The organism is Clostridium transplantifaecale (genome assembly GCF_900626075.1).
GTDB classification, from domain to species: Bacteria; Bacillota; Clostridia; order Lachnospirales; family Lachnospiraceae; genus Otoolea; species Otoolea transplantifaecalis.
Window position 1 is genome coordinate 1,048,481 of the sequence record NZ_UYZY01000002.1, and the last position, 15,740, is coordinate 1,064,220.

14 protein-coding genes are annotated in these 15,740 nt (G+C 49.6%); 13 read left to right on the forward strand and 1 reads right to left on the reverse strand.

All coding sequences use genetic code 11. The features are described from left to right. The first annotated feature begins 208 nt into the window (after window positions 1–208). From EJL91_RS10320 to ggt, 9 genes are all read left to right on the forward strand, one after another. Entirely contained in the window at window positions 209–883 is a 675-nt protein-coding gene (locus EJL91_RS10320; protein WP_125141846.1) for a V-type ATP synthase subunit D, read from the forward strand. Window positions 884–1,000: 117 nt separating this feature from the next. Then, window positions 1,001–2,659, forward strand: coding sequence for a sensor domain-containing diguanylate cyclase (locus EJL91_RS10325; RefSeq protein WP_125141847.1), 1,659 nt, complete (start codon window positions 1,001–1,003; stop codon window positions 2,657–2,659). A 217-nt stretch (window positions 2,660–2,876) separates the two neighbouring features. Then, window positions 2,877–4,289, forward strand: a complete 1,413-nt coding sequence (locus EJL91_RS10330; protein ID WP_125141848.1) for a sensor histidine kinase — start codon at window positions 2,877–2,879, stop codon at window positions 4,287–4,289. After that, window positions 4,267–4,899 carry a response regulator gene (locus EJL91_RS10335; protein WP_243125301.1) on the forward strand — a complete coding sequence of 211 codons (633 nt, stop codon included), beginning with the start codon at window positions 4,267–4,269 and terminating at the stop codon, window positions 4,897–4,899. Before EJL91_RS10330 ends, EJL91_RS10335 begins: the two co-directional genes overlap by 23 nt. 173 nt (window positions 4,900–5,072) lie before the next feature. Then, on the forward strand, window positions 5,073–5,717 hold the full coding sequence (locus EJL91_RS10340) for a DUF6305 family protein (protein WP_125141849.1): 645 nt from the start codon (window positions 5,073–5,075) through the stop codon (window positions 5,715–5,717). A gap of 17 nt (window positions 5,718–5,734) precedes the next feature. Next, window positions 5,735–7,012: a TRAP transporter large permease subunit gene (locus tag EJL91_RS10345; protein ID WP_125141850.1), complete on the forward strand. Its 1,278-nt coding sequence runs from the start codon at window positions 5,735–5,737 to the stop codon at window positions 7,010–7,012. A gap of 15 nt (window positions 7,013–7,027) precedes the next feature. Beyond that, a complete protein-coding gene (locus EJL91_RS24565) occupies window positions 7,028–7,174 on the forward strand; it encodes a hypothetical protein (protein ID WP_164516807.1) in 147 nt (48 codons plus the stop codon). Between the two features lie 10 nt (window positions 7,175–7,184). Next, the gene (locus tag EJL91_RS10350; protein WP_125141851.1) at window positions 7,185–8,330 is read left to right on the forward strand and encodes a succinylglutamate desuccinylase/aspartoacylase family protein; all 1,146 of its coding nucleotides are present in this window, start codon (window positions 7,185–7,187) and stop codon (window positions 8,328–8,330) included. Window positions 8,331–8,374: 44 nt separating this feature from the next. Then, a complete protein-coding gene (gene ggt / locus EJL91_RS10355; protein ID WP_125141852.1) occupies window positions 8,375–10,183 on the forward strand; it encodes a gamma-glutamyltransferase in 1,809 nt (602 codons plus the stop codon). 711 nt (window positions 10,184–10,894) lie between these two features. Here the strand turns inward: ggt and EJL91_RS10365 are convergent. Beyond that, a complete protein-coding gene (locus EJL91_RS10365; RefSeq protein WP_125141853.1) occupies window positions 10,895–11,653 on the reverse strand; it encodes a succinylglutamate desuccinylase/aspartoacylase family protein in 759 nt (252 codons plus the stop codon). Window positions 11,654–11,885: 232 nt separating this feature from the next. Here EJL91_RS10365 and EJL91_RS10370 point away from each other — a divergent pair, with 232 nt between their 5' ends. From EJL91_RS10370 to EJL91_RS10385, 4 genes are all read left to right on the forward strand, one after another. After that, window positions 11,886–12,749, forward strand: a complete 864-nt coding sequence (locus tag EJL91_RS10370) for an alpha/beta fold hydrolase (protein ID WP_125141854.1) — start codon at window positions 11,886–11,888, stop codon at window positions 12,747–12,749. Window positions 12,750–12,818: 69 nt separating this feature from the next. Continuing rightward, window positions 12,819–13,898: a TRAP transporter substrate-binding protein gene (locus EJL91_RS10375; protein ID WP_125141855.1), complete on the forward strand. Its 1,080-nt coding sequence runs from the start codon at window positions 12,819–12,821 to the stop codon at window positions 13,896–13,898. A 23-nt stretch (window positions 13,899–13,921) separates the two neighbouring features. Continuing rightward, complete coding sequence (locus EJL91_RS10380) at window positions 13,922–14,461, forward strand: TRAP transporter small permease (RefSeq protein ID WP_125141856.1); 540 nt, start codon at window positions 13,922–13,924, stop codon at window positions 14,459–14,461. Further along, window positions 14,462–15,739 carry a TRAP transporter large permease gene (locus EJL91_RS10385; protein ID WP_125141857.1) on the forward strand — a complete coding sequence of 426 codons (1,278 nt, stop codon included), beginning with the start codon at window positions 14,462–14,464 and terminating at the stop codon, window positions 15,737–15,739. It begins immediately after the preceding gene. Window position 15,740 lies beyond the last annotated feature (1 nt).

Sequence of the window (15,740 nt, forward strand, 5' to 3'; positions counted from 1 at the left end):
AATAGAATAGTTAGTTACTGTCCGCAGAGAATATTCCGCGAGGCGTTTTTTGTGAGTGAAGCGAAGCGCAAGTCACAGACAGCGGGCCCCCTTGGGTCAAACCCGAGGACAGCAGCGCGAAACGGCATTTTTGCCGTTTCTGTGCATCGCGAAGCGTCCTTCTGTCACTGTACGCGGAGCGAACAGTAACGGAAAGGAGGTGATTGCCGTGGCATCTACACAGGTGAACCCAACCAGGATGGAGCTTACAAGGCTCAAGAAAAAACTGGTGACGGCCACGAGAGGCCATAAGCTTCTGAAGGATAAACGAGATGAGCTGATGCGGCAGTTTCTGGATCTGGCAAGGGAGAACATGGCCCTGCGCCTTAAGGTAGAAGAGGGAATCAGAAGCGCCAATAAGAATTTTGTCATTGCAAAAGCGGGAATGTCCGAGCAGGCGCTGAACGCCGCCCTGATTGCGCCCAAGCAGGAGGTATACCTGGAGACCGGAAAGAAGAACGTCATGAGCGTCGATATCCCGGTGTTTGAATATAAGACGAGAACGGCAGATGAGAATGATATTTATTCTTATGGATTTGCCTTTACTTCGGGTGACTTAGACGGCGCTGTCAAATCCCTGGCGGATATCCTGCCGGATATGCTGAAGCTGTCCGAGACGGAGAAAGCCTGCCAGCTCATGGCCGCCGAGATCGAGAAAACCAGAAGGCGTGTAAACGCGCTGGAGCATGTCATCATCCCGGAGACAAAGAAGAACATCAAGTATATTACCATGAAGCTGGATGAGAACGAGAGAAGCACCCAGATCCGTCTAATGAAGGTGAAGGATATGATGCTTGAAGAGGCTCATCATTACAAGGAAAAACAGGCAGTAGCAGCAGAATAATAAGCGAATAAGAAATAGAGGCCGGCCGACGTCTGTAGTATAGAGGATACAGATGGCGGCCGCGTCTGCCTTTTTAGAAAAACATAAATTATATTTTGTTTTTGTGAGGTATTACATATGAGCATTCGCAATTCCATGTGCCGGCTGTTTTTCGCACTCGTTGTTCCTCCGTTTTTACTTTTTATGCTTCTGGTTGCATATCTGTTTTCCAATAAAATGGAAAAAGTAATTACCGACAGCCTTCAGGTTGTGTCTAATGCCCAGGTAGCGGAGATGACGGACTTTTGCGAACAGCAGAGAGATTATCTGACCGTCATGGGCAGCATGAATTTGCCGAGGGCGGCTATGCGCAGCCAGCTTAATGATGAAATGCAGGGATATCTGGATAATATGCTGGAGGCCCGTGTTCAGACAATGGGATATCTGGATGCAATTGCCATCATTGACAAAGACCGCCGCGTGGCGGCATGCGGAAAACGGCATGATGTGTTTGCCAATGAAGGGATTGACAGCCTGATTGAGATGATGGGAGATAAACCATTTTTCATTTCTGATACGATGCCGGATGAAGAAGGAAATAAGACGCTGATTGCAATAGCAAAAATTGAAGACGGGGAAGAACTATTAGGCTATGTTCTGGCGGAACTCTGCACAGATTTCTATGAAACGCTCAGGGAGCGGGCGGAGCTGTGGAATGAATCCACCTTTTATCTGCTGGATGGGAAGGGAAAGATTATCAGTGCGGGGACTTCCGATGAAAACCGGGATTCTTTTGTCACGACAGAGGAGGAACGGAAGGACTACACTGCAAAATACGGCTCAGTTGATTTTACACTGCACCCACAGGGCAGTTTCCGTTATAAGGTCGGCGGAACGGATTATATCACCTATTATTCCAATCTGGATTATACGAACTGGCGTGTTATGCTGTCGGTCAATTTAAGCGCCTATCAGAGCCAGAAAACAGTTTACTATATGATGATCTGTTTTATTCTGCTGCTTTGGTTTATGCTGGCGGCAGGAATCGGCTGGTTTGCATCGCACAGGATTGTTCATCCCATAAAAAATATTTCCGACACGTTGAATTCTATCCGGGAAAGACAGGATTATTCCCTGCGCGTCGAGGTTGAAAAAAAGGATGAACTGGGAGCTCTGGCAGCGGAGGTCAACGGTTTGCTGGAATTTATAGAGACGGAGAATCTCTATAAGCTGCAGCAGCAACGACTTCTTCAAGAGCGCGCAGGGAGGGATGCCCTGACAAAAGTCTTTAACCGGGAACGGATCAGCCAGACTATCCGGGAAGCGGTCGAGCTCCATCGCGGTGCGCATACAGGACTGGCGGTATTGTTCGTGGATATCGACGACTTTAAGGACTTTAATAATATTTACGGACACAATGTCGGAGATCAGGCTTTGTTGTTCTTTGCATCTGTCCTTGAGAGGGAGACAAATGGGACAGTGGGAAGGGTTGGAGGCGATGAGTTTGTAATCCTGATAGAGTGCCCCGGAGATATGACGGAGCTGGAAGGGCGGCTGGAGAAGGTGGAAAAAGCGGCGGCGGAACGGTTTGTGCTGCGCGGCAGCGGGGTACATCTGCCGGTTTATTGCTGTATCGGCGCCGTAACCGTTGATTTTTCAGTATCTGATGCCGTGGAACTTACATGTGAGAAACTGATGGATATGGCGGATCGTGCAATGTATCAGATGAAAAACAGCGGAAAGCATGGCCATGTAATATTGGAATATTCAGAAAAAGCAGAGAGCCGGGAGGTCTGAGGGACTTAAGGCTCCTCTTTTTATTTGAAGGCGGTAACATGACCGAAGGGCGTACGGGTTATCGTCAGGTGAAAAATTCGAAAAATTCTATCGAAATGTCCGCGATAAAAAGACATGCGGCTAAGTCCGGAAGAAAGGTAATATTGTATTTCCCCCTCGTAATATGGTATGATAGATCTGCTAAATCTGAAACGTTCATGCAGATACGGGGGGAGCTATGAAAATTCGGGTCAGGTATTTCAACAAAAAGAAGTTTTTTTCGGGCTGCGTTTTACTGCTGCTCGGAATCTGTATGCCATATTTTCTGACAATCAACATGTGGAATATTCCGGAAAAAGCCTATGACGCCATTGTCACACGGGACAAGCTGGAATTGTGGACGGCGGGAATGAAGCTGGGGGCGCTGAATTCCATCCGCGCATTTCCCCATTATTTCGGGGCGTTCATTATCGCTGAATCCATCGAGCTGGACAGCGGCCACAAGATCACAAAGTGGCTGAAATCAGCCATCGTCTTCTGCATCATCCCACTGATTTATACGATTATCAGCTTTGTCCACCAAATTAAGTATGATTTTGGAATACCGGCGCTGTCTCTTATCATTCTGCTGATCCTGCTGGGGAAAAATGATTATAATTACGTCAGCTTGTGGAAAAAAGCCATGCTGATTCTGGTGTTTCTGTCGGCGCTTCAGTTCCTGGATATCATGCCCTGTTTAAAGGGACTTCCCACAGGCAGGGGGGAGATGTCGAAGGACATCAAGATCATTGCCGAGTTTCTGGAGATGGAACCCGAGATGAACGGGACCGTGGCGATATTCTTTGCCCTTTTGATGTTCATGGGGGTGCTGCTCTTTCTGCTGATCCGGGATGAGAATAACCTGAAGGCAATGAATGAGCTGAAGGCCCAGAATGAGAGGATGGTCATGGATACCAGGCTCCGTGTCCTGGAGAACCGGACGTATCTGGAAATGCGCCATCTGGTCCACGATCTCAAGTCTCCGCTGACATCAGCCCAGGCGCTGGTGGGCGTGGTGCGGATGTCCTGCGATTCCAGGCAGATGTCAAAGGAATCGGGATATTTAAGCCAGGTGGAATCGGCCATTGAGAAGATGAGCGGGATGATTTCCGAGATTCTTTATGAGAATCACAGGACCAGGATTTCGACGGAAGAAATACTGGATTCCGTTTTAGCCCAGATTTCCGTTTCGGAGTATTCGTCCCTGGTCCATGTGTCGAACCGGGTTCCGGAAAAATACCTGCTTGTCAATAAAATTCGGTTTTCAAGGGCGCTTATCAACCTGATTGAGAACTCGTTCTATGCCCTCGCGGAGGAAGGCGGAAGCATAGATTTTATTGTGGACAAGGCCGGTCCGGACGGGGAGGGGGAGATCTGCTTTAATATATCTGACAACGGAAAAGGAATCGATGAGGACACGCTGTCGCTCATCTGGGAACGGGGATTTACCACCAGAAGTTCTCACGGCCTGGGCCTGAGTTTTGTAAAGAAAGTGGTGACGGATTCGGGGGGGACGATAGAGATAGACAGTGAGATTGGAAAAGGGACAAGCATTGTACTGAGATTGCCCGAGGATAAAGAGGAGGAGTATGATGAGCAGCAGTGTAATTAAAATTCTGTTGATTGATGATGAGCCGGAGATTCTCTGCGCGCTGAAAGCAGTGATTGAGACGCAGGGCTGGGAGGGGCTGATGGCCCAGAACGTCAGGCAGGCGCTGGAACTGTATGAGAAGAGCGCGCCGGATCTTATTCTGATTGACTACCACATGCCGCATATCAATGGGGTGGAGGGGGTGAAAATGTTCCGGAAGATCGATCCGGACATTCCAATTATTGTATTTACGATAGATGAGGATCAAAGCATTGCCGACAAGTTTCTGGAGGCAGGAGCCAGTGATTTTGCCACTAAACCGATTAAGGCCCCGGATATCATATCCAGAATCCGCGTCCATATCAGGCTGATGGACAGCAAAAAGGCGAGGAAGAATGAGTACGAACCATTTATCGTCAAGGGCATCGGGACCTCTACGATGGAGCTGATCAAGGACGCGATGAAGGGGCAGACGCAGTACCTTACCGTGGAGGAAATCTCGGAGAAAACCGGGCTTGCCTATCAGACGACATACCGCTATCTCCAGCACCTTACATCGGACGAAAAAGTGGATGTAAAGAGCAGTTACGGCAAGAAAGGAAGGCCGAAACAGAGCTATTTGCTGCTGTGAATTGTATGAAATTATTAGAAAAGAGCTGTTTTGAAATGATTTTATGGTTAAAATCACGAAAAAACAGCTCCTTTTTTGTCTATTTCAACGAGAGATAAATAAGAGAAAAAATAGAAGTTTGGAATGGCCTATGATACTATAAATTTAACAAAAAAATAACGCAGGAGGGAAATATGAGAAAGAAATCAGTTGCAATTTTAATGTGCCTGGCGCTGGCCATGGCAGTGAGCGGATGCGGGGAAAAGACTTCCCAGGGAGGCGGCCAGCCGGCTGCTGCGCAGACACAGACCGCAGGCGGAGAGGCTCAGGCAGCCGCAGAGGTAGAGGGACTCAAGGAGGCGATTGCCGAAGCGCCGGTTCTTCTGACTTCCGTAGGGCAGAGCGCCGACTATGAGATGGTTAAGACGATGCTGGATAAGAACAACATTAAGTGTGAGAAAAACAGCCTTGCAACATCCGCGGATCTGGAAGGGATTAAGACACTGATGCTGGCGGTGGGAGGTTCCTCCAAAGGACTTGGAGCCGCCGGAATCGACGCCAACGGTGAACTGGAACGTGTGGCCGAACTGATCGGCGCGGCGGATGAACAGGGAATTGTTATCATCGCGGTGCACGTGGGCGGAGAGGCAAGGCGCGGTGACTTATCCGACAAGTTCATTGCCCCGAGTTTTGAAAAAGCAGACTACGCCATCGTGGTGGCGGACGGAGATAAGGACGGCCTCATGAAAGGACTTGCAGCACAGGCGGGAATTCCTTTCGACGAGGTGAGCAGCATGGCCGACGTGGTCCCGAAACTGGGCGCCGCATTTAAATCTTAAGTTTCAGGGGGTTACATATGAGTATTGAGCTGATAATATTTTTAGCCATGGTGATTGTGTTCGTGGCAGGCTGCTTCCTTTTGAAGCTGCCCGTAAGTCTTTCCATGGTGTTGGCGGCCATCGTCGGAGCCCTGGTGGGAGGATATGGTTTTCCGCTCCGTCATCTGATTGAGGGAACCTTCTCCTATGTGGATACGATTCTGGTTATTACGACCGCTATGATTTTCATGAAAGTAATTCAGGAGTCGGGAGCGTTGGATGCGCTGTCGTCCCTGATTATTCAGAAGTTCCATAAGGCCCCGGCCCTGCTGGTCTGCCTGATTATGCTGGTCATTATGTTTCCGGGTATGATTACCGGTTCTTCCACCGCAGCGGTTCTCTCCGCCGGTTCCATTATGGCCCCGGTGCTGATGCTTATCGGAATCCCGCAGCTTGAAACGGCCTGTATCCTGGCCATGGGCGGAATCCTGGGAATGATAGCTCCGCCGGTCAATATTCCGGCCATGATTATCGGAGGCGGGATTGATATCCCTTATGTCGGTTTTGAACTTCCCCTTGCGCTTCTGACATTTCCGCTCGCATTCATTTTTGCCCTGATGTTCGGGTTAAAATATGTGAAAAAACTGGAATACGAAGTAATCAGGGAAAAACTGAACCAGGAGCCGGGCGAGAAATTCGGATTCAAAATTTACATCCCGATTTTTGTGGCGATGATTCTGATGGTTCTTAACAAGACGGTTCCGTCACTCCCCAACCTGGGAATGCCGCTGATTTTCATGATTGCCTCGGTGACGGGACTGTTCACCGGCTACAAAATCAATGTGCAGAAGGTGTGCAAGGACGCGGTCCAGAGCGTGCTTCCGGTTCTGGGAATCCTGATGGGCGTCGGAATGTTTATCCAGATTATGACACTGACAGGCGTGCGCGGTTTTATTGTAACAACCTGCCTGAGCCTTCCGAACGGTTTCTTATATCTGGCGATGGCAGTTACCATTCCGCTGTTCGGCGCAGTATCTTCCTACGGAGCGGCCTCCGTATTGGGAGTACCGTTCCTGCTGGCTTTCCTGAGCAAGAACCAGATTATCACGGCGGCAGCCATTTCCCTGATTGCTTCACTGGGAGACATGATGCCTCCGACGGCTCTGGCCGGAATCTTTGCAGCCCAGGTAGTCGGTCTCGACAAGTATACAAAGGTGCTTAAAAAGTGTATGATTCCGTCCCTGATGATTATTGTCTGGGCCATTGCATTTATTCTTCTTGCTAATGTTCTGGCGCCGTATATCGTGATTAAATAGAGGGAGGGATCGGGTATGATTACATTGATTTACAGAGGAATTGTGGCGCTTGTCCTGATATTTACCGTCTGGAACCTGTTCGACGAAAAAAAAATTACACTGCAGGCCAACGCGGCGCTCGTTGTAATTCCGCTGATACTGAGATTATTAATGATTAAATAAGGAGGCAGACATGAAGAAAAACCATATTACAGCGGCTGTCTGCCTGGCGGCGGCGCTTCTGGTGGCAGCGGTGACGGGACAGAATTTTGCGTCACTGAAGAATCTCGGGGAGATTAAACCGGGACCGGGTGTGACGGGAACAAAGATGCTTTCCGAGTATTTTGACGGCATCAAAGGCACGAACATGGACACGGAAGTCTATGTGATGGAGGGGGAAAAACCGGGCGGCAAGGCGCTGATTCTCGGAGGAACCCACGGTAATGAACCGGCAGGATATATGGCGGCCATTACATTTATTGAAACGGCGAAGGTGGAAGAGGGGACAGTCTATGTGATTCCCTTTACCAACCGAAGCGGAATGACCCATAACGATCCGCAGGAGGCGTCCCCACAGTACATGCACATCACAACGCCCAGCGGAGAGCGGAAATTCCGCTATGGCTCCAGGGCTTCCAATCCGGTTGACCAGTGGCCGGATCCGGATGTCTATGTACATGCGGCCTCCGGGCAGCAGCTGTCCGGATCAGAGACAAGAAACATCAACCGGGCGTACCCGGGAAAGCCGGACGGCAATTCTACGGAAAAAGCGGCCTATGCGATAGCGGAGATGATCCGGGCGGAAGGCGTGGACGAAACCTTTGACCTCCACGAGGCATCTCCGGAGTATCCGGTTATCAATGCGACGGTTTCCCATGAAAAGGGAATGTCGCTGGCGGCCAGCGGAATGATGGAACTGACCTTTGCGGGCATCCAGATGTCCCTGGAACCGTCGCCGACCAACCTGCATGGCCTGACACACAGGGAGTTGGGAGATTATACGAAAACGATTCCGCTGCTGATGGAGACAGCCAATGCATCACAGGGACGTCTGCGCGGGGCGACCAATGAGAAACTGGCCCTGACGGGAAAAGACAAGGCATATGTCAAGAGTGCGAAGCTGGGATTTTTGTATGTTCCTTACGATGAGAGCGGGCATCCCATCGAGGAGAGAGTCGGAAGACACCTCCAGGGAGTCATCGAATATACGAAGGCATACAACCAGCTGTACCCGGACAACCAGATTGTTTTTTCAGAGGTTCCAACTTATGCGGAACTGTTCCTGGATTCGGACGGCTCAGATCTGGGGGGAAACAGACTGGGAAGTTTTCTGAATTAGAGTATGTTTAGGCGTTTTCATAGAAAGATTAGGAGGATATGAATATGAGAAAGAAAAGTTTGGCGCTCTTTTTAGCTGCTGCTCTGGCAACATCCGTTACGGGATGCCAGACAAAGACAACGCCGCCGGCCACGGAGGCGGTACAGGAATCCGCCGTACAGACGGAAGCGCCGGAGGAAACAAAGGAAGCTCCGGCTGCGGAAGAGGGATGGAAACCTTACGATGAGAACGGACAGATTAAGCGTGACGACCGTGATGCCAACGGCAAAAACGGTGTGGTATCCACAGGAAAATACGAGGCGTCAAAGATTGGAGCCGACATTATTGAGGCCGGCGGAAACGCTGTGGATGCGGCAGTTGCCGTAGGATTTGCCCTGGGTGTATGTGAGCCGCAGTCATCCGGTATCGGCGGAGGCGGATTTATGTTAATCCATTCGGCGGAGACGGGCGAGAATGTATTCGTAGATTTCCGTGAGCCGGCGCCGTCCAAGGCAGAGCCGGGAATGTGGCCGGTTGACAAGGACGGGGAACTGACGGATGACACAAAATGGCTGGGCGGCCCCGCAGTCGGCGTACCGGGCGAGGTAAAAGGGCTTTTATACGCCCTGGATACATACGGAACAATGACAAGGGAAGAGGTTATGAATCCGGCCATCGAGATGGCTGAGAACGGCTATGAGGTATCAGCTGTCCTGAACCGGGATATGATGGAAGAGTTCGAAGTGCTCACCCGCTTCAAGGCCTGCGGTGATATTTACCTGAAAGAAGGATTCCCATATTCGGTCGGCGATGTGATTAAAAACCCGGATCTCGCAAAAACACTTTCCCTGATCCGCGATAACGGACCGGATGCGTTCTATAAGGGAGCAATGGCGGAAGCCATGGTTAAGGCAGTCCAGGAATCGGGTGGAGTCCTGACTCTGGAGGATCTGGCAAACTATGATATCAAGCTCAGAACACCGGTCAGCGGCACTTACAGAGGCTATGAAATCCTTTCCTCCCCGCCGCCATCATCGGGTGGTACGACAATCGTGGAGATTCTGAATATTCTTGAGAATTTTGACATCAAGGGAATGGGCCACAATTCGGTGGAGCACCTCCACACATTGACGGAAGCAATGAAAATGGCATACAAGGACAGAGGTTTCTTTGCGGCAGATACCGATTTTATCGATGTTCCGCTGACGGGAATGGCCTCTAAAGAATATGCAAAGGAACTGGCTTCCCAGATCGACCCGGAAAAAGCGCAGATTTTTGAGCATGGAGATGCATGGGCTTATGAATCCCCACAGACGACCCACTACTCCATCATGGATAAACAGGGAAATATTGTGGCTGTAACAAAAACAATCAACTACGTATTCGGTTCCGGCCTTGTTCCGGAGGGATATGGATTTATTATGAATGATGAGATGGACGACTTCGACGCTGAGGTTGGCACAGCCAATGAGGTACAGCCGGGCAAACGTCCGATGAGTTCCATGTCACCTACCATCATTCTTAAAGACGGAAAACCGGTTATGACCATCGGTGCGCCCGGTTCCCAGAGAATTATCTCCGGTGTGGCACAGGTTATCTCCAATGTCATCGACTTTGACATGGATATCCAGGATGCCATTTCCGCGCCTCGAATCCACGCCGGTTCTGACTGGACTACAAGCGATGAGACAATCATGATCGAGACCAGGGTCGACAACGACGTAATTGAAGGATTAAAAGCTCTGGGCCACCCGGTGCTTGAGACCGGAGACTGGATGGATTATCCGTGCGTACAGGCTGTGGAGATGCTTCCCGACGGAACACTGCGCGGCGGCGCGGATCCAAGACGTGACGGGAAAGCGGTTGGATATTAACTGGTTTTTTCTGGGACTCCCGTTCTGTCCGGGGGGATCACTTAGACTTTCGTAATAAAAGGTGGTTTCAGAAATAAGAAGATAAAAAGGAAATCTTTTATAGCTGCGTACAGCTGGAAAGATTTCCTTTTTTGATGATGCAAAATTAGTCAAGTTCTAATTGCATGAGAATAATTTCCTGCCATTCCTGACTGCAGGAATAGAACCCTCTGAGATTTCTGCCATATTACAGGAATCCAACACTTTTACATAATGCGATGGCGCCGGCATTTTTATTAACCACATCTAGTTTCGACTGTTGATAGCCGGCTTCTTTACCTTGTCCTTTAAACCAACCTTTTCAATGCCTGCTCCCCCGACTAAAAATCCATCAATAAATGCGCAAATTTTGATTTCATTGCTGCTGTTTTCTTTTTCAAGCAAATATGCTTTGGCCTACTCAATATTAAAGCTGTTTTCGTCTAGATAAGTCAACAGGAAATCTGTTTCTCCGTGTGTAAGATTAAAATTATTATGAACCAACTCCGCATCTATTACCTGTGCATTTCAAAGTAAGCATTTTGTATTATCTTTTAATAACATTGTTTTACTGTATTTCATTTCATATTCCCTTTGGGTTTATATTAAACATTAGCTGATATTTCGATTCTGTAACTTGTAGCAAACAATAATTTACCAGTCTAATGGTTTCTTGGCCGGATATAACTGTTTTTATTCCATCGAATAATAGCTGAGAATCCGGTTCACAATAGCGAGCTGGTTCCGGATGCGCGTTTCCAGCGGTTCCTCCTGTGATACCTCCACGGTGACGGCAGGGATACCGAGCGTTTCGGTGACAGTACGGTTCAGGCTGCCTGCGGGAGTGCCGTTGTAGCAGGAAAAGGGGGCGGAAGTTTTGAGCGTTCCGTCCTGGGATTCCACGATAAGGTCGAAAATCAGTTGATCGATAGTTCCGGAATCAGTGATAATAAGGGAGTTACCCAGAAAGTCACGTCCGGTTCCCTCCCGGTAAGCCTCATGCAGGTCAATGACGAGATCGGGGGAGTATTCCCTGATTTTCAGGAAGATGGAGGCGGCCAGTCTGTCCGTTAAATCCCGGTTCTTATCACCCGGAAAGGAACGGTTCAAATCCCGGTACTGTTCTACGTTGCGCTCCCCGTTTTTGCTCCCCGGAGCATTAGCGGGGGAGAGGATGATAAGCGTCCCGCTTTTAAGATTCCGGCGCTTTTTCAGCTGATCTGCGGCCATCCAGCCGGAAGTTTCATCCCCGTGAACTCCTCCGACCACCAGGACGGTTTTACCGGGAGAGCCGCTTTCCAGGATGGTAAACCCCGTTTCAAGAGGGGTGTGCTCCATGATGAATTCCGTTTTTGGCCCCGGCCTTAATACCGTAAAAAGGCAGACGCCGCACAAAACGAAGAAAAACAGCAGTACAGGCCGGTAACGGCCTTTTTTCTTTGGTCCGGACATAAGGGAGATCCACCTCTCTGTTTTTTTCTTACTTAAAAGTATACAACAGCAGAGGATAAAAAGAAAGAATGGAAAATATTGACATTGCAAATATATCCGCCAATACACACGATATAATATTTCTGTTATATACTGGATAAAGATTAAGTCTTTGTTGCAATATCCGTATTTTGTTATACTGAATCTATTCAAATCACGGCCGTGGTTTAACAGGTATTGGAGAGGTATGGTAATGGATAAAAGTAACTTTTTCACGGCGTCGGACGGTGCTGTCCTCTATTATGAAGACAGGGGGGACGGGGTCCCGTTTCTCCTGATGCCGGGCTTTTTGGCGACGACAAAATTTTTTGAAAGAAACGTTAAAGTGCTGGCGGAAAAATACAGAGTGATTGTTTTTGACCCCAGGGGCCAGGGACGTTCCGGCAAGGTATGCAGCGGAAATACAATGGAGCGTAATGCTTTGGATATCAGGGATCTCATTGAACATCTCCAGCTGGAGGACGTGATACTGGGCGGATGGTCCATGGGTTCGTCGGTGGTGGTTTCCTACGCGTCTATGATGCAGGAGGCGCACTTGAAGGGAATAATTCTGATAGATGGCTCTCTGTTCCCAATGTCGCCCGATGGGTGGAACAAACACCGCTCACGGGACTACAACGTAGATAACTGGCTGGAAAATTACATGCCGATGATTTTTGACAGGGAGACATTCTACGGCCGATTTATTGCCAGGATATCAAACGGGGCGATGACGGAAGAGGACAGGGAGTGGGTGACAGCGGAATTCATGAAGACGCCCCCGTGGTCAGCTCTGGAATTTCATTATGATTTCTGCCAGACCGACAACTACAGCAACCTGAAAAAACTGACAGTTCCCGTGGCGATATTCGGCGGTTCATCGGAAGCGTACGGATTGGAAATGGTGGACGCCTTTGCTGCGGAGCTAAGAGGCTATGTGGAGCTGAACAAATTTTACAACAGCGGTCATATGATGTTTTACTATGAGGCGGATAAATTTAATCAGTGTGTCAGCTGTTTTATCGACCGGGTGACCGGGGGAGGCGGCCTGGCGGGGAATTCCAGGCGTGTATCCTGATTCGGACGGGAGAAGCGGGAAATGTAGGTAAACATAAAAACGTACATAAGAAATGGAGTGGAGAAAACTATGAAGAAAATGTTAGCAATTGGTATATCACTTATCATGGCGGCTTCCCTGGCAGGGTGCTCATCGGGAGGGACTGTGGCGGATACGCAGCAGGCGGCCAAAGAAAGCGCTGGCGGACAGGAAGCGGACAGGCCCAAAACGGAGGGAAAGACGAGAACGATCCAGCTGGGGCACATTGATCCGGCCCAGGATGTGGATCCTTACCACACACTGGCAATGAATTTTAAAACAGAAATAGAGGAACTGTCCGGCGGCGCGGTTACGGTTGATGTAATTACGGATGCACAGCTTGGCAGTGAGCTTTCAATGATGGAAGGCATGAATATGGGAACCATCGACATGGCCGTTATAACAAATTTCAGTTTCAGTTCGTCGGTACCCGATTTTGCCGTTTTCGATCTGCCTTACCTGTTCCTGAGCCGTGAGCAGGCCCATGCGGTTCTGGACGATGCAGCCATAACCAATGCAATGGAGGAGGAGCTTTACAATGATTTTGGCGTTAAAATTTTAAGCTGGGGCGAGGGCGGCTTCAGAAGCACCATTAATAAAAAACGTCCCATCTATACGCCGGCTGATTTAAATGGAATCAAAATCCGCGTGCCGGAGAATTCAACATACGTAGATACATTCAAGGCTTTGGGCGCCAATCCAACAACAATGGCGTCCAGCGAGTGCTTTACCGCTCTTCAGCAGGGAACCATCGACGGTCTGGAGCAGCCGGTTACGCCGATGTATACTTATAAATCATATGAGCTTTGCGATTACATTTCCTTTACGGAACACTTCTATTCTCCCATCACGCTCAGTGTATCAAAATTTATCTGGGACGACTTAAGCGATGAGGAAAAAGGATGGTTTGAGGAAGCAGCAGAGAAGGCAGCAAAAGAGGAGCGGGTATCTGCAAAGGATACGGACGACAAGCTTTTGAAGGAGATGGAGGCCGCCGGAACCCAGGTGAATGAGGTGACGGATAAACAGCAGTTCAGAGATGCGGTAAGACCGATTCATGAGGCATTTGCGGCGGATGTGAACGGTGAGCTGCTGAGTCAAATCAATGCAAAAATAGCGGAAATCCAGTAATCTGCCGGGTGAGGAGAAGGCTTATGAGAAATGTGGTGGATAAAGTGTGCGGTCTGGTCAACAGGATTTATGGAGGGGCGGCTCTGCTCCTCCTGGCCGTTCTGACCGGAGCCATGGCCGTACAGGTTTTTACAAGATATGTGCTGGGATCCTCCCTGTCAGGGACGGAAGAGCTGGGGAGGTATTGTTTCATCTGGATGACAATGCTGGGTGCCAGCATCTGTGTATCGACGGACTCCCATGCGGCCGTGACAATCCTGAACGATAATTTAAAGGGGAAAATAAAAGGGGGACATAAAATAACAGTGGATTTTATGATTCTGGCCTGTGCGGTGCTTCTTTTTGTGCAGGGAATCAGGATGGCGTCTATGACAACGAGGCAGCTTACGCCGACCTTGCATATTCCGATGTCCGTTATTTACTGTTCCCTTCCCGCCGGGGCATTCGGCATTATACTGAACGGGCTCAACAACCTGCTTAAGAGAATAGCCGGGCCCGGGCGGACGGAAGAAATCACCGCAGCCGAAGAAGGGGAACAAGGCGGAGAAAGGGGGAAGCGGTAGATGGAAGTTGCACTGCTATTAGGGGTTATGATGATACTTCTGGCATATGGCGTTCCCATCGCCTTTTCCATTGGAATATCCAGCAGTATTTTTCTGATGGTGACACAGATGAAACCGCTGATCCTGATTGCCCAAAGAACAGTTCTCGGAACGGACAGCTTTCCGCTTCTGGCGATCCCTCTTTTTACGCTGGGGGGATATCTGATGGAGTCCAGCGGACTTTCCAAGCGTCTGGTCGGCTGCATTGAAAAAATGCTGGGCGGTGCGCCGGGCAGCGTGGGAACCGTAACAATTGTCTGCTGCACGATATTTGCAGCTCTGACCGGATCTGGTCCTGCCACTGTAGCGGCCATTGGGGCTATCATGCTCCCGGCCATGCTGAAGAACGGTTACAGCAAATCAGAGACAGGCGGCATCCTGGCGGCGGCCGGTTCTCTGGGGCCGGTGATACCGCCGAGCATCTGCATGATTGTATACGGCAGTACGATGAATGTATCCATACCGGAAATGTTTGTGGCGGCGATTGTGCCGGGGCTTCTGCTGGCCGCTTCCTTTGTTGCGGTTAATCTGGTGACGAACCGGAATAAAAAAGCCGCCGTCACCGTCAGCTACAGCAGAAAAGAAGTAATGGAGTCTTTTATACAGGCGGTGCCGGTTCTGCTGCTCCCGATCATCATCCTGGGCGGTATTTACACCGGGATCTTTACACCGACCGAGGCGGCTGTAACATGCGTAATCTATAGTCTTGTATTGGGAATTGCCTACAGGGAGATGAAGCTGTCAGATCTGATCAGCGCAATGAAGAAGACGGTGGTGACCTCGGGTATGGTAATGTTTATTATGGCTATGTCGGCTAACTTCGGCTGGATTCTGTCCGCCGCAAAAATCCCGACCACCGTTGCAAATGCGCTTGTGCCGTACCTGGGCAGCCGGTTCGTCTTTACGGTGCTGCTGTTAATCCTGCTTTTTGTGGCGGGCTGTTTTATGGAGGTTCTGGCCCTTGTTGTCATTCTGGCGCCGATCCTGATTCCGATAGGAGTTCAGCTTGGAATGGATCCTCTGCATCTGGGAGTCACTTTTTGTATTGCGCTCGTTATGGGGCTTATCACACCGCCGTTTGGTATGAATCTGTTTACTGCGGCAGCGGTCTGCGATACCACATTTGTGGAGATTGTTAAGGGGGCTCTGCCATATATCTGTGTGGCGCTTATCATGATTACCCTGTTTGCGTTTGTGCCCCAGATCACCTTATTCCTTCCCGGATTGATGGCGGGGTGAA

What these genes read in the sequence shown, in the direction of transcription:
- EJL91_RS10340 (WP_125141849.1), top strand. Translation starts at nt 5,073, where the DNA reads ATGAGAAAGAAATCAGTTGCAATTTTAATGTGCCTGGCGCTGGCCATG.
- EJL91_RS10375 (WP_125141855.1), top strand. Translation starts at nt 12,819, where the DNA reads ATGAAGAAAATGTTAGCAATTGGTATATCACTTATCATGGCGGCTTCC.
- EJL91_RS10325 (WP_125141847.1), top strand. Translation starts at nt 1,001, where the DNA reads ATGAGCATTCGCAATTCCATGTGCCGGCTGTTTTTCGCACTCGTTGTT.
- EJL91_RS10365 (WP_125141853.1), bottom strand. Translation starts at nt 11,653, where the DNA reads ATGTCCGGACCAAAGAAAAAAGGCCGTTACCGGCCTGTACTGCTGTTT.
- EJL91_RS10335 (WP_243125301.1), top strand. Translation starts at nt 4,267, where the DNA reads ATGATGAGCAGCAGTGTAATTAAAATTCTGTTGATTGATGATGAGCCG.
- EJL91_RS10345 (WP_125141850.1), top strand. Translation starts at nt 5,735, where the DNA reads ATGAGTATTGAGCTGATAATATTTTTAGCCATGGTGATTGTGTTCGTG.
- EJL91_RS10330 (WP_125141848.1), top strand. Translation starts at nt 2,877, where the DNA reads ATGAAAATTCGGGTCAGGTATTTCAACAAAAAGAAGTTTTTTTCGGGC.
- EJL91_RS10385 (WP_125141857.1), top strand. Translation starts at nt 14,462, where the DNA reads ATGGAAGTTGCACTGCTATTAGGGGTTATGATGATACTTCTGGCATAT.
- EJL91_RS10370 (WP_125141854.1), top strand. Translation starts at nt 11,886, where the DNA reads ATGGATAAAAGTAACTTTTTCACGGCGTCGGACGGTGCTGTCCTCTAT.
- EJL91_RS24565 (WP_164516807.1), top strand. Translation starts at nt 7,028, where the DNA reads ATGATTACATTGATTTACAGAGGAATTGTGGCGCTTGTCCTGATATTT.
- ggt (WP_125141852.1), top strand. Translation starts at nt 8,375, where the DNA reads ATGAGAAAGAAAAGTTTGGCGCTCTTTTTAGCTGCTGCTCTGGCAACA.
- EJL91_RS10380 (WP_125141856.1), top strand. Translation starts at nt 13,922, where the DNA reads ATGAGAAATGTGGTGGATAAAGTGTGCGGTCTGGTCAACAGGATTTAT.
- EJL91_RS10350 (WP_125141851.1), top strand. Translation starts at nt 7,185, where the DNA reads ATGAAGAAAAACCATATTACAGCGGCTGTCTGCCTGGCGGCGGCGCTT.